The 13,736-nt window shown below is 52.7% G+C and carries 14 protein-coding genes and 1 other annotated feature; of the genes, 8 read left to right on the top strand and 6 right to left on the bottom strand.

What is annotated here, in order from left to right; all coding sequences use genetic code 11:
* The 3 genes from WKT05_RS08215 to murB form a co-directional block, all read right to left on the bottom strand.
* Window positions 1–136 (bottom strand): 2-phospho-L-lactate transferase CofD family protein (locus tag WKT05_RS08215; RefSeq protein WP_340413690.1); only part of this gene is annotated, 136 nt, incomplete at its 3' end.
* A gap of 1 nt (window position 137) precedes the next feature.
* A complete protein-coding gene (gene rapZ, locus WKT05_RS08210; protein ID WP_340413688.1) occupies window positions 138–974 on the bottom strand; it encodes an RNase adapter RapZ in 837 nt (278 codons plus the stop codon).
* Window positions 971–1,858 carry a UDP-N-acetylmuramate dehydrogenase gene (gene murB, locus WKT05_RS08205; protein ID WP_340413687.1) on the bottom strand — a complete coding sequence of 296 codons (888 nt, stop codon included), beginning with the start codon at window positions 1,856–1,858 and terminating at the stop codon, window positions 971–973. The genes rapZ and murB overlap by 4 nt, the downstream gene beginning before the upstream one ends.
* A gap of 110 nt (window positions 1,859–1,968) precedes the next feature.
* Window positions 1,969–2,200 (top strand) — a binding site (T-box leader).
* Between the two features lie 57 nt (window positions 2,201–2,257).
* Between murB and WKT05_RS08200 the strand changes: the two genes are divergently transcribed.
* The 8 genes from WKT05_RS08200 to WKT05_RS08165 all read left to right on the top strand — a co-directional run bounded on the left by WKT05_RS08200 (window position 2,258) and on the right by WKT05_RS08165 (window position 9,910).
* Complete coding sequence (locus tag WKT05_RS08200; protein WP_340413686.1) at window positions 2,258–3,298, top strand: methionine ABC transporter ATP-binding protein; 1,041 nt, start codon at window positions 2,258–2,260, stop codon at window positions 3,296–3,298.
* Window positions 3,298–3,963: a methionine ABC transporter permease gene (locus tag WKT05_RS08195; protein WP_215508327.1), complete on the top strand. Its 666-nt coding sequence runs from the start codon at window positions 3,298–3,300 to the stop codon at window positions 3,961–3,963. Before WKT05_RS08200 ends, WKT05_RS08195 begins: the two co-directional genes overlap by 1 nt.
* A 22-nt stretch (window positions 3,964–3,985) precedes the next feature.
* Window positions 3,986–4,918, top strand: coding sequence for a MetQ/NlpA family ABC transporter substrate-binding protein (locus WKT05_RS08190; RefSeq protein WP_340413685.1), 933 nt, complete (start codon window positions 3,986–3,988; stop codon window positions 4,916–4,918).
* Between the two features lie 160 nt (window positions 4,919–5,078).
* Window positions 5,079–5,957, top strand: a complete 879-nt coding sequence (locus WKT05_RS08185) for a MetQ/NlpA family ABC transporter substrate-binding protein (RefSeq protein ID WP_340413684.1) — start codon at window positions 5,079–5,081, stop codon at window positions 5,955–5,957.
* 225 nt (window positions 5,958–6,182) lie between these two features.
* Window positions 6,183–6,920 (top strand): hydrolase, encoded by a 738-nt coding sequence (locus tag WKT05_RS08180; RefSeq protein WP_340413689.1) that lies wholly within the window; start codon window positions 6,183–6,185, stop codon window positions 6,918–6,920.
* Entirely contained in the window at window positions 6,907–7,998 is a 1,092-nt protein-coding gene (locus tag WKT05_RS08175) for an AI-2E family transporter (RefSeq protein WP_340413683.1), read from the top strand. Before WKT05_RS08180 ends, WKT05_RS08175 begins: the two co-directional genes overlap by 14 nt.
* Window positions 7,999–8,013: 15 nt before the next feature.
* Window positions 8,014–8,748: a zinc ribbon domain-containing protein gene (locus tag WKT05_RS08170; protein ID WP_340413682.1), complete on the top strand. Its 735-nt coding sequence runs from the start codon at window positions 8,014–8,016 to the stop codon at window positions 8,746–8,748.
* Window positions 8,749–8,878: 130 nt separating this feature from the next.
* Window positions 8,879–9,910, top strand: coding sequence for an acyltransferase (locus tag WKT05_RS08165; RefSeq protein WP_340413681.1), 1,032 nt, complete (start codon window positions 8,879–8,881; stop codon window positions 9,908–9,910).
* A 77-nt stretch (window positions 9,911–9,987) separates the two neighbouring features.
* Here the strand turns inward: WKT05_RS08165 and WKT05_RS08160 are convergent, their stop codons facing one another.
* The 3 genes from WKT05_RS08160 to serC are packed head-to-tail and all read right to left on the bottom strand — an operon-like array spanning window position 9,988 to window position 13,477.
* Window positions 9,988–11,217, bottom strand: coding sequence for a DUF1015 domain-containing protein (locus WKT05_RS08160; protein ID WP_340413680.1), 1,230 nt, complete (start codon window positions 11,215–11,217; stop codon window positions 9,988–9,990).
* Between the two features lie 9 nt (window positions 11,218–11,226).
* Window positions 11,227–12,405: a phosphoglycerate dehydrogenase gene (locus WKT05_RS08155; protein WP_340413679.1), complete on the bottom strand. Its 1,179-nt coding sequence runs from the start codon at window positions 12,403–12,405 to the stop codon at window positions 11,227–11,229.
* Window positions 12,398–13,477 carry a 3-phosphoserine/phosphohydroxythreonine transaminase gene (serC, locus tag WKT05_RS08150; protein ID WP_340413678.1) on the bottom strand — a complete coding sequence of 360 codons (1,080 nt, stop codon included), beginning with the start codon at window positions 13,475–13,477 and terminating at the stop codon, window positions 12,398–12,400. The genes WKT05_RS08155 and serC overlap by 8 nt, the downstream gene beginning before the upstream one ends.
* Window positions 13,478–13,736: the final 259 nt, after the last annotated feature.

Below are 13,736 nucleotides of genomic sequence, written 5' to 3'. Positions count from 1 at the left end.
TGAGCATGCCGCTGTTGCCCCCGTCGTCGGCCATGGTGACGATGGCCGTAATGTCGTCGCTGAAGCGCTTCAGACCCCGCAAAAGAACGGAAATCCCCGTGCCGCCGCCGATGACTACAAATTTCGGATCGTTCATGCTACACGCCCAAATCTCTGTGGCCCACGATCACCCTGTAGCCCGCCTCCCTGAGGGCCTCACCCAGCCGTTCCGTCATGGCCACGGAGCGATGGAAGCCGCCGGTGCATCCGATGCCGATGGTTAAATGTTCCTTCCCTTCCGCCACGTAATCGTCGCCGAAGGTCTTCATGTAGTTTACGATAAAGGCGACGAAATCCTCCGCCTTTTCTTTCCCGAAGACGTAGTCCCGAGTTTCGGGATTCAATCCGTTTTTCGTCTTCAACTCGCTGACGTAGTAGGGATTGGGCAAAAAGCGCATGTCGAAGACCAGATCCGCCTCTTCCAAGATGCCGTTTTTAAAACCGAAAGAGATGACGGAGATGCCCAGCTTGCCTCGCTCCTCGATTAAAATGCTCTTCAGGCGAATTTTTAAATTATAATTGGTCATTTTCGATGTGTCAATAATATGATCCGCCCGAGCGCGAAGGGGCTCCATGCGCCGCTTCTCCTCTTCGATGCCCTTGGCAATGGAAGAGCTCAACGGATGGGGACGGCGCAGTTCCTTGAAGCGCTGAATAAGCACGTGGGGATCCGCCTCCAAATAGATCACGGTTACATCGTCCACTTCATTGTCCAAGGTTTGAATGGCTACGTCCAGCTCGTTAAAAAACAGGCTCGAGCGTATGTCCAAAACAAGAGCCACCAAGGGCATTTGAGCCTCATCCACCATGTCGATGAATTTCGGAAACAGGGCCGGAGGCAAATTGTCTACGCAGTAATAGCCTAAATCCTCCGCCGCTTTGAGCGCCTGGCTCTTGCCGGCGCCGGATAAGCCCGTCAATACTAAAAGTTTCATTCCGTCTCTCCCAACACTTTTACTTCCGTCTCCAGTTCCACGCCGTGTTTTTCATAGACCGCTTCCTGCACCGTGCGGATGAGCTCCACCACATCTTTGCAGGTGGCGTCGCCGCAATTAATGACGAAGCCGCAGTGCTTTTCAGACACTTGGGCGCCGCCGTGTTTCAGGCCCCTTAAGCCCGCCTGATCGATGAGCTGCCCTGCAAAGTAGCCCTCGGGGCGCTTAAAGGTGCTCCCCGCCGAGGGGTATTCCAGGGGCTGTTTCGTGAGGCGGCGTTGCCACAATTCATCCATACGGCTTTGAATGGCCGCCGCATCCCCCGGCTTCAAGGCGAAAGTGGCCTCTAACACCACGAGCTTTTCGTCGTAGACGCGGCTGTTTCTGTAGCGAAAGTCCATTGCATCTGCGGGGATCACTTCCGTGGTGCCGTCGTGATGCATGACCTTCACCGATTCCACCACATCCTTCATTTCCCCGCCGTAGGCACCGGCGTTCATGGTCATGGCGCCTCCCACGGCGCCGGGAATCCCGTGGGCAAATTCCAAGCCCTCCAGGGATGCCTTACAGGCCGCCTCCGCCACTTTTCTGAGTGAGGCACCGCTTTGAGCAATGACCCGCGTGCCGTCCACCCGAACGCCTGCAAAATAGTTTTCCAGGCGGATCACCGCGCCACGGATCCCCTTGTCGGAAACCACCATATTTGTGCCCTTGCCCATGACCATCCATGGCAAGTTTTCTTTTTGAACCGCAACGATGACTTGGCGCAGCTCCTCCTCGGTACGGGGCTCGATAAAATAATCCACGGGCCCGCCGATTTGAAAACTGGTCACTTCCTTCATGGGGCGATGCTCAATCACGTGTTCTCTTACAAATCTGTCCATCTATCTAAACTCCTTTATTTTTAATTCTGTAAACCTATTGTACCAAACAAATGCAAAGAAAGTTCAAAAAAGGGGGTTGACAAGTAGAGGATGTCCTTGTTAGAATTGCTTCACCGAGTTTGACGAGGAGAGTAACCTGAAGGGATCGAACTACAGAGAAGCTTCATTTGGTGAGAGAAGCGTTTTGGTTTTCGGGCGAACATGGCCTCTGACTCTAAGGGTCGATACTAGATTCTTACAGGTGCGCCTGTTACAGCGCCGGAGTATGATGGTACTCGTTGAGGTGTAAATCGTGAGGTTTACATAAATAAAGGTGGTAACACGATTTCTATCGTCCTTTTTTTCCTATGGGAAAAGAAGGACGTTTTTTTATTTTCATTTTGAACGAGGAGGTTCATCGTGATCGACTTAAAACATATTTCCGTGGTCTTTGAAAAAGACCGCCAGGCCTTTACGGCGGTGGACGATGTGTCCGTCCACATGGCGCCGGGGGATGTCTTCGGCATCGTCGGCTACTCCGGTGCAGGCAAGTCCACACTGGTTCGCACCATTAATCTACTGCAGCCCCCCACATCCGGGGAGGTCGTCGTAAACGGCGAAGACTTAACCAAATTGCCGGTGAAGGAGCTGAGAAAGCGCCGCAAAAAAATCGGCATGATTTTTCAACACTTTAATCTTATGAACGCCCGCACCATTTTAGGCAATGTGCTCTATCCCCTGAAAGACAGCAAGCTTTCCGATGCAGACAAAGAGAAAAAAGCCATGGATCTTCTGCGACTGGTGGGCATTGAAGACAAGGCCAACAGCTACCCCTCCGAACTTTCCGGCGGGCAGAAACAGCGAGTGGCCATCGCCCGGGCCTTGGCCAACGATCCGAAGATTCTGCTTTGCGACGAAGCCACATCGGCTCTGGACCCCCGGACCACCACCTCCATTCTCCATCTCTTGAAGCGGTTAAACGAGGAGATGAATTTAACCATCGTCCTCATTACCCACGAAATGCAGGCGGTGAAAGAAATCTGCAACAAAGTCGCCGTCATGGAATCGGGGCGCGTGGTGGAATCCGGCTCCTTAATCGACATTTTTGCCAATCCTCAAGAGGAAATCACAAAGCAATTTGTGAACACAGCAAGCCACTGGGATGAAACCATCGACAAGCTCAAGGACCACGGCTACTTTAATGCCGACGATCCCACCAGCGAGCTCATCCACCTGCGCTACATCGGCGCCTCCGCCACCAACCCGGTCTTAAACGACGTGTTTACGAAATTCCACGTGAAGACCAATATTCTGTCCGGGAGCATCGAATTTTTAGAAGATGTGCCCTTCGGCAATCTTGTGGTGCTCTTTGAAGGCTCCCCCGACGCCATTAAACAGGCGAAACAATACATGATCGATCAAAACGTCGACCTTCGCGTCGTCGATAAGGAGGTGATTTAATGGACTTTTTTGCCAATGCCATCGCATCGAAACAAGATTTTATTACGGAAACCGGCGCCACCATTTACATGGTCGTGGTCACCTCGATTATCGCCGGCATCATCGGCATGTTAGGCGGTCTGGCCTTGACCCTGACCCAAGAGGGCGGCTTGTGGGAAAACAAAAAAGTGTATTGGGTCTTGGATAAGGTGGTCAACATCTTCCGTTCCATTCCCTTCATTATTTTACTGGCCCTCATCTCCCCGGTAACCCGCGCCATCGTCAAGACCACCATCGGCAATACCGCCGCCATCGTTCCCCTGGTTGTGGGCAGCGCCCCCTTCTACGCACGGCAAATTGAAAATGCCTTGGCCGAAGTAGACGGTGGCATCATCGAAGCGGCGAAATCCATGGGCGATTCCCCGGCGAACATCGTCTTCGGCGTTTATTTAAAAGAAGGCCTTCCCGCCATTTTACGGGCCAGCGCCATGACCATCATCAGCCTCATCGGCCTCACCGCCATGGCCGGTGCCGTCGGCGCAGGGGGCTTGGGCAACCTGGCCATTACCCGCGGCTACAACCGCTATCAAAACGACATCATCATCGTGTCTACCGTCCTTATATTAATTTTAGTCTTTATTACCCAAGGCCTCTTTAACCTGTGGGTGAAGAAAGTACAACACTAAGCAAAAGCGAAAGGAGCTTAAAATGAAGCAATTAGTTAAGAAAATTACCTCTATCGCCCTTCTCTCGGCCCTGGTGCTCACCGGATGTGCCGGCGGAGAAACTAACGCGGCAAAAAACAATGCCGACAACAGCGGAAAAAATAATGCCGCACAAACGGCCGATGCGAAAAAAGACGGCCAAGTGGTAAAAATCGGTGTCGTCGGCGACGACCAACGCCTTTGGGAAAAAGCGAAAGAAAATGCCGCCAAAGACGGCGTTACCTTGGACATCGTGGTCTTTACCGACTACAACACCCCCAACGACGCCTTGGTCAACGGCGACATCGATTTAAATGCCTTCCAACACAAAGCCTTCCTGGATGATTACAACAAGGCGAAAAACCAAAACCTCGTGCCCATCGGCATGACCTACCTCTCCCCCATCGGCATCTACTCCACGAAGATTAAGGACTTAAAGGAACTGAAAGACGGCGCGAAAATCGCCATCCCCAACGACGCAACCAACGGCGGCCGGGCCCTCATCGTCCTCGAACAAGCGGGCGTCATTACCTTAAAAGACGACGCCGGCCTCGTGCCCACCATTAAAGACATTAAAGACAATCCGAAAAAAGTCACCATCGACGAATTGGACGCGTCCCAAGTGGCACGCTCCCTTCCCGATGTGGACGCCGCTGTCATTAACGGCAACATGGCTGTGGACGCCAAATTGGATCCGCGAAAAGACCCGATCTTTGTCGAAGCAATGGGCGAAAGCATTGCCCCCTACATTAACTACGTCGTCGCACGGGCCGAAGACAAAGACAACGAACTTTACAAAAAAGTCGTGAGCTATTACCAACAAGACAATGTGGATCAACTGCTCCAAAAACTCTACAAAGGCAGCCAATACGCCGCATGGAAATTAGATCTGAAGGATCTGGGCCAATACGGCGATTCGGTAAAAGACGCCAAATAAATAGATCATTAGAAAGAAGGATCGACATGAAACGAAAAGAACGAATGCTTTGCCCGTCCACCCGTTTAACAATCCACCGCCCTTAGGGGCCCGGGTGTGACGGATTCCTTCGAACACCCATTACCGGCTTCGGCCAATAATTAGAAAAGGAATAGTATCCATGAAACACATTTTTAAATCCATTACCGCCGTTCTCTTATGCGCCTGCCTCCTCTTTACCGCCACCGGCTGCGGAAAAGGCGGCGACGGCCAAGCAAAACAAACCGTGAAACTGGGCGTCGTCGGCGACGACCAACGCCTCTGGGAAAAAGCCGCGGAGCTTGCGGCGAAAGACGGCATTAAAATCGAGCTCGTCCACTTCTCCGACTACAACACCCCCAACGACGCCTTGGTTAACGGCGACGTGGATCTGAACGCCTTCCAACACAAGGCCTTCTTAGATGCCTACAACGCCTCGAAAAAAACCGACCTCGTCCCCATCGGACGCACCTTTATCTCCCCCATCGGTGCCTACTCCAACAAAATCAAGGACTTAAAAGACGTGCCCCAAGGCGGCAAAGTCTCCATCCCCAACGACACCACCAACGGCGGGCGCGCCCTCTTCCTCTTAGAAGCCGCAGGCCTCATTAAATTGAAAGACGACGTCGGCGTGAGCCCCACCAAGGCGGACATTGCGGAAAACCCGAAAAACATCACCATCGACGAATTGGATGCCGCCCAAGTGGCCCGCACCCTCCCCGATGTCGATGCCGCGGTCATCAACACCAACCTCGCCATCGACGCCGGCCTCTCCCCGAAAGACGATGCCATCTTCATGGAACCGGTCAACGAAAACTCCGCCCCCTACATTAACTACGTGGTGGCCCGAGGCGAAGATAAAGACAACGAACTCTACAAAAAAGTCGCTTCCTACTACCGCACCCCGGAAGTCAAGGAATTAAACGACAGCTTGTACGAAAAGACCCAACTCATGGCTTGGGAGCTGGACATTCCCGATGCCGGCAACACCGCCGATCCCGCCTATCGTCCGGGCAAATAAGACGATCCTCCTTTAAAGAAAAGCCCTTCGGGGCTTTTTTTGTGTCGTCGTGGTGTATCCCGTGGCCCAATGATATAATGATTAAAGTAGCCAAAGCCCTAATTCAGAAAGAGGTGCCCATTGAGTATTTCTAAAAAATCGAAACTCCCCAAAGGTGAATTTCGCATTATCAAAGACAAGTACATTCCGGAAATCGAATCCTCTCTTCGCAAAAAGCCCGTGCTCATGCCCAACGCCATTTACAATGCCAGCGGCATTCGCATTCAGGGCACGCGAATCAAATCCCTGATTTTCTCAACAGATATCGCTTTAATTCGCAACTCAAACGCCCAGGCGGTCTTCGCCGTTTATCCCTTTACGCCGCAGCTGGCCATCGTGCAGTCCATTATTCAAGGCTCCTCCATTCCCGTCTTTGCCGGCGTTGGCGGCGGTACCACCTCCGGTCCCCGCAGCGTGTCCATCGCCTTGGAATGCGAGCTTTTAGGCGCCTACGGCGTCGTGGTGAACACGCCAATGAAAAACGAAGTCATTCGGGAAATGTACGAGGTCTTGGACATTCCCATTATCGCTACGGTGGTCTCCAAACACGACGATTTCGTCGGCAAGATCAACGCCGGCGCCCGGATTTTAAATATTTCCGGCGGCAAGAATACGGCGGAGCTCGTAGCCTATGTACGAAGCATTATCGGAAACGAATTTCCTATTATCGCCACCGGTGGCGACGACGAAGCGAGCATTCACGCCACGACCAATGCCGGTGCCAACGCCATTACTTACACACCCCCTTCCACTTCAGAGCTGTTTAAAACCATGATGGAAGATTACCGCATGCATAGCGCAGCATCCAAGGCGGGAGAGAACGACCCGACGAATTTGGATGTGGAAGAATTCCAACGGGATTTAGTCTTCCCCGCCGATTCCATCGAATTTATTTATCCGGAGCTGAACGATGATGAAAGGTAAACTGAATCAACATTTAATTACCGTGGTTTTAATTTTTCTCATCATTTTGCTTTTCAGCACGACACAGAAATTTTTAAGCCCGGTCTACAGCGTCATTATGTCTCTCATCGTGCCGCTGATTCTGGCCATTTACATTTTCTACGCCTTTCGGCCCATTCGCGACAAGCTGACACAATGGACGAAGAAGCCCCGCCTTTCCGCGGTGCTCACCTTCCTCCTTTTTATCGCCATTACCATCGGTCTCTTTTACGTCACCTTTACCATGATCTATGATCAGGCCTCGAGCTTTTTCTCGGACTTCGACGTCAACGCCTTGGTCACCTTCAATCAATCGGAGTTTTATCATCAGCTGAATCAGTACGTGGCCTTGGACAGCTACATGGATAAGTTTGAAGCTTGGCTGCAAAGTATTGCCGGGGACGTGCCTCGCCTCTTGGCCAGTGGCCTTTCCAATATAGGCGCCGTGGGAAGCCTCCTTCTCTTAATGATTTTGGGGCTTTTCTATCTCTTAATGGACGAAGACGACGCCGTGAAGGCCATTCAATACTTGGCTCGCGGCAAGTATTACGACCGCATCATGGAGGTCTTGAGTGAAATTCACAAGACCTTGGAAACCTATATCTCCGGGCAGATTTTAGTGGCCGGCGTCTTGGGCGTGCTTATGTTTATCGGCTACACCGTCATCGGCTTGAAATACAAATTATCCCTCGCCGCCATCGCCCTGGTCTTTAACTTTATTCCCTTTATCGGGCCCTTCTTAGGCGCCGCGCCGGCGGTGCTCGTAGGCCTTACCATGGGCGGCTCCATGGTCATAAAAGTTATCGTGGTCAGCGTTGTGGTTCAACAATTGGAAGGCAATGTCATTACCCCGAACATTATGGGAAACAAATTGGACATTCACCCCTTCGTCGTCATTTTGGCGGTGATGATCTGCGCCAATCTCTTCGGTGTACTTGGCGCTTTAATCGCATCGCCTCTGTATATGTGTTTGAAAATCATCATTAAAGGCATTCGCAACGAACGCTTCGACAACAAAAACCTCTGCGCCATTCCGGAGGAGGAAGGCGCGGAGTCTTAAAGGATCGGTGATTTTATGAAATGCCCACGCTGCGGTTCGGATCAACGGACAGGCGCCGCTTTTTGCAACGCTTGCGGCGCGCCCCTTCCGCAACAAGCCCCCGCTTCTCAACCTTCGCCTCGTGGGGCGGACGGTTCGAAGAAAAAAATCATCGCCGTCACCGTCCTCTGCGTGCTCCTCGCCATGGTGGGCCTCGTCTTTTTAATGCGCCATCAAAAGCAATCGGAGATACGGGGTTTGGAAAAGCAAATGAGCTTTCACGCCGCAAACGGCGATTACGACAGTGCCCTGGACATTGCGAGACGCCTTTATGACATGACCGGCGACGACCAATACCTGAGCCGCTCCACGGAGCTTGAGCAAAGCGCCCGGGCGGCGGAAGATTTGGCCGAAGCAAAAAAGAAAGCCGCCGAAGTGCCGGAAACGAAAACCATCGTCGTGGAAAAGGAAAAGCCCGTGGAAAAAACCATCGTCGTGGAAAAAGAAAAGCCTGCGTCGAAACAGGCCTCGTCAAACGGCAGCAAGCTCAGCAAGGTGGCAGCCAATCTGAAAGACAAAGACATCACCTCCACGGCCTTGAAGTCCAATGTGCGCACGGAGCCTACCATTCACGCGCCGGTTCTCTACGCCTTCGAAAAGGGATCCGTCGTCCACGTCTACGACACGGTCATCGAAGGCAATATTATTTGGCTCGACATCGGCGACGGCTGGACCTCCCACAAAAATTTTAACGGGGATCTTAAATATTGATCCCGCTGCCCTCGGTTTCGCCGGGGGCTTTTTTGCATTTGTTTTATTCTACGGGCGAATCTCGCTTCGCCATGGTACTTTCCTTTAATCTTCGCTATAATTAAATTATTACAATAATAAAAGGTGGATTATGAGCCCTTCCAAGCGAAACGATACAATCGATCTGATCAAAACCTTCGCCATTCTCTCCGTCGTGGCGATTCACGTCTCCGCCCCCTATGTGGCAGGGGATGTTACAAGCGCCTATTGGCCCGTCGCCTGTTTTTTCAGGAGCTTTGCATCCGGCGGTGTTCCCCTCTTTTTCATGGCCAGCGGCGCCCTCTTGTTGCGCCCGGAAAAAGAAATGCCCCTTAAAAAACTCTACGGCAAAAATATGTTGCGCATCCTCGCGGCGCTTTTTGTCTGGGCCTTTGTTTATCGCCTCGCGCCCATCTACGGCGGCATCCATTCCCTCGGGGAGTTGAAAACGGCCCTCGCCGATTTAGTCTTTTTCCGCCACAAAGACCATCTCTATTACCTTCACGTCATGATCCTCGTCTACGCCTTTTTGCCCATGAGCCGCATCGTCGCCTGCCACGCCGCGAAAAGCGACAGGGTCTATCTCCTCGTGCTTTGGTTTATTCTCGGGATTTTTCTTCCCACGCTGAAGGCTTTTTATCCCCTCGACGGCATCGGCGCCATTCTCTTGCAGTGGATCATGGTGCTCTCCTACAGCGCCTTGGGCTACACCTTCATGGGCTACGTCCTTTCGGATCAAAAGCCGGCGAAAACCCCCTTCGCCTTCAGCGCAGCCATGGGCTTTTTGCTCATCTTCGTCGGCACATTCATCTTATCCCGCACCGCCGGCCTATTGGAGGAGCGCCTCTTTGAAGGGATGTCCGTCGGCGTATGCCTTTGGGCCATGGGCCTTTTCGCCTTGGCACAACACATCTCCCTTTCAGAAAAAATGAAAGCCCGGGTCCTCGCCGTCTCCAAGGGCTCTTTTGCCATTTACCTCGTTCACGTCCTCGTCTTGGATTATTTGAAAAACTTCTTCCCCGTCTTGGGAAGGCTGAATCCCCTTGTGGGAATCCCCGCCGTCACGATCGCGGTCTTCGCCGTCTCCTACATGATCTACAAATTTCTTTCAACCATTCCCCTCGTTCGGAAATGGCTTATTTAAAAATTGCCCGGCCTCGCCGGGTTTTTTTGCGCAAAAAATCGGGCAAACGCGGTGCTTACCCGATGAATGCAATTTAATTATTTTAATTCGTCCAGCTCGTGGATAAAGAGCCCGCTTCTGGGCTTCGGCTCAAACCAAGTGGATTTCGGCGGCATGACTTTGCCGGAATCCGCCACGGCCATAAGCTCCTCGAGGGCCGTGGGGTACATGGAAAAGGCCACGGCCATGTCGTCCTTCACCCGCCGCTCCAGCTCTTTTAAGCCGCGAACGCCGCCGACGAAATCGATGCGCCCATCGCTTCTGGGATCGTCGATGCCCAAGATCGGTGCGAGCAGATTGTCCTGCAGGATCGATACATCCAAGGCCTCGATGACATCCTCCGGCACTTCGCCCTTAAATTCTAAGCAGTACCAGCGATCCGCAAGGTACATGCCGAAGACGCCTTTCTTTTCGGGGCGGACGGCTTCATCCTTTTCCGTGACGACAAACTTTTCCTCAAGCCTTTTGAGAAAGGCTTCTTCGCTTAGTCCCTTTAAATCCGCCACCACCCGATTGTAGTCGTAGACGTGGAGCTGATCGGCGGGATAGAGAATGGCCATGAAGTAATTGTACTCCGTGTCCGCATCCCCGGGGCCGAATTGTTCCCGGCGTAGCTTCGCCACCCGCACCGCCGAGGCGGAACGGTGATGACCGTCGGCGATGTAGAGGGCCTCTTGCTTCTTGAAAGCCTCCACGAGCCCGTCCACGATGGGCCGATCGGAGAGCGTCCACACACGATGGGTTATCCCGTCGTCGGTGGTGAAGTCCAGCTCCGGCGCATTTGCCGTGCCTTTCGCGATCAAATCGGCGATACCGTCGTCGTTTCTGTAGGTGAGAAAGATGGGCCCCGTTTGGGCGTTTAAGCGATCGATGTGATCCACCCGGTCTTCCTCTTTTTCCCGGCGGGTCTTTTCGTGTTTTTTAATGCGGTCGTTGAGGTAATCGTCGACGGAAGCGAGGCACATAAGCCCCCGCTGCTTGCGGGCGCCGTCGTCCAGCTCGTAGACATACATCTTCCGCGTATCGTCCCCCTCAAAAATCCCCGCCGCCTTCATGGCTTCGAAATTTTTCACCGCCACGTCATTAATGGGGCCGTCGTAGGTGTCCACCGTGGCCGCCGGCAGATCCACCTGCAAAAAGGAGCGGGTATGCTTTTTAATCTCCTCCGCCGCCTCTTTTGTGGAATACACGTCGTAGGGTAGGGCCGCCACGTCTTTCGCTAAATTAGTTTTCGGCCGCAGGGCCTTGAAATCTTTAATGGTAACCATGGGACACTCCTAGAAAAACCGCACGCGAACCACGCCGTCGATGTTTAAAATCTTTTCCCGAAGGCCTTCGTGGACGGGGGAATCGATGTCGATCATGGTGTAGGCCCAGTCCACCCGGTGGCGGTTCAAAAGATTGGCGATGTTGATCTCCTCATCGGCCAAGACCTTGGTGATTTGCCCCAGCATATTGGGAATGTTTCGATGGTTCACCGTGAGCCGGCCCATGCTGTTGCAGCGGCCCATATTGGAGTCGGGGAAGTTCACCGAATTTCGAATGTTGCCGTGATCCAAATAGTCCACCAATTGGCGCACCACCATCATGGCGGAATTTTCTTCGCTCTCCGGCGTGGAAGCGCCTAAGTGGGGAATGTTAATGGTGTGGGGAAGCTTCATAGTTTCCGGATCGGGGAAATCCACCACGTAGTTCACCACGACGCCGGCATCCATAAATTTCTTCAGTGCCTTCACATCCACCAGGCCGCCTCGGGCGATATTAATGAGGCGCAGGCCCGGCTTGGCGATGGAGAGCAACTCCTCGCTGACGAAATTTTTCGTATCCGCCGTGTAGGGAATGTGAAGGGTAATGTAATCCGCCTTATTAAAAAGGGCTTTGGGATCTTCCACCACGTCGACGCGGGTATCCAAGTTCAGGGCGTTGCCGATGGAAAGGAAGGGATCGTAGCCCACGACATTCATGCCCATGTCGATGCCCATTTTTGCCACGCGGCGGCCCGTGGCGCCGAGGCCGATGACGCCCAGGGTCTTGCCCATGAGCTCAGGGCCTGCGAAGCGCTTCTTCGCCGCTTCCACGTCCTTGCCAATGGCATCGCCTTTATAATTTCTCACCCAGTCGATGCCGCCCAGCACATCCCTGGAAGACAGGAGCAGAGCCAGAAGCACCAGCTCCTTCACGCCATTGGCATTGGCCCCCGGCGCCTTGGTGACGACGATGCCCTTTTTCGAGCAGCGGTCGATGGGGATGTTGTTCACGCCCGCGCCGGCACGACCCACGAAGCGCACATTGGGCCCGAAGTCGTAGTCGTGAAGATCTGCACTGCGCACCAAAATGGCATCGGGATCTTCCACATCCGGCGACGCGATAAAATTCGCCGGCAATAACTTCAGCCCTTCCTTCGAAATATTGTTGATGGTCTTGATTTTATAGACACGTCGTTCATCCTTAGCCACGTTGCACCTCAAATTCCTTCATATAATCCACCAGCGCCTTCACGCCATTCATGTCCATGGCGTTATACAGGCTCGCCCGCATGCCGCCCACACTTCGGTGGCCCTTCACATTGTAAAGGCCCTTGGCCTTGGCACCGGCGACGAAATCCCCGTCCAAATCCTTGTCTCCCGTCACAAAGACCACGTTGGTGAGGGAGCGATCCTCGACGGGAATGGTGTTTTTAAACAAAGCGCTGTTGTCGATGGCGTCGTATAAAAACGCCGCCTTTTCCTTGTTCCGCGCTTCCATGGCTTTGACGCCACCCATTTTCTTCACCCAATCCAAGACCAGGCCGCAAATGTAAATGCTGTAGCAAGGCGGGGTGTTGAACATGGAGTCCTTTTCCAAATGGGTCTTGTAATCCAGCATGGTGGGCAGCTCGCCCTTTTCCTTTTTTAAGAGATCCTTTTTCACGATGACCACGGTAACCCCGCTGGGACCTAAATTCTTTTGCGCCCCGGCGAAAACCAGGCCGCAACCATTCACATCGTAGACTTCGCTTAAAATATTTGACGACATATCCGCCACCACCGTGCCCTTTATGGCCGCTAAGCGATCAGGCGAAAGGCGGGTGCCGTAAATCGTATTGTTCACGCAGACATAAGTATAGACACTGTCCTTTGCCCCTTGTTCCAGGTTGGGATAGTAGGAAAAATTAGCCTCCTCCGACGAGGCGACGGCCTTTACGGGATAAAGCATGGCCGCTTCCTTGTAGGCCTTCTTCGCCCAAGAGCCTGAGATCACGTAGGAAGCCGATTGGCCGTCGGATAAAAGATTCATGGGGATCATGGTGAATTGCAGCGACGCGCCCCCTTGCAAAAAGAGCACCTCGTGATCCTCATCCAGATTCAGAAGGGAGCGAAGAGATGCCTTGGCTTCGGCGTGAATGGCCCCGTACTCACTTGAGCGGTGACTCATTTCCATGACCGACATGCCGCAGCCTTTGTAATTCAACATATCCTTCGATGCCTGCTCCAAAACCTCCACAGGTAAAGTGGCGGGGCCGGCGGAAAAATTAAACACTCTTTCCATTACAAACCTCCTACGTATAAAACACTGTAAAGCACTAAAGCTTTTTTTGGATATTGCCCTATTATACGCCGTAAGATAAAAAGAAACAATCCCGCAGCGAGAAAAAATTAAATATACGGATGGCCCGCGGCAAAAATCAAAAAACGCCCATTTTTTAGAATTACAGCTTGAAAATTCTGCTGTAATTCTCGAAAAAGGCCTTTTTCGCAAATTACAGCCGAAAAAGACGACGTTTATTTCCCTTAATCCCCATTTTCGG

The organism is Peptoniphilus sp. HCN-40583 (assembly GCF_037892835.1).
GTDB lineage: Bacteria > Bacillota > Clostridia > Tissierellales > Peptoniphilaceae > Aedoeadaptatus > Aedoeadaptatus rachelemmaiella.
The sequence above is the reverse complement of the archived record's forward strand: the minus strand, read 5'-3'. Positions and strand labels throughout refer to the sequence as shown.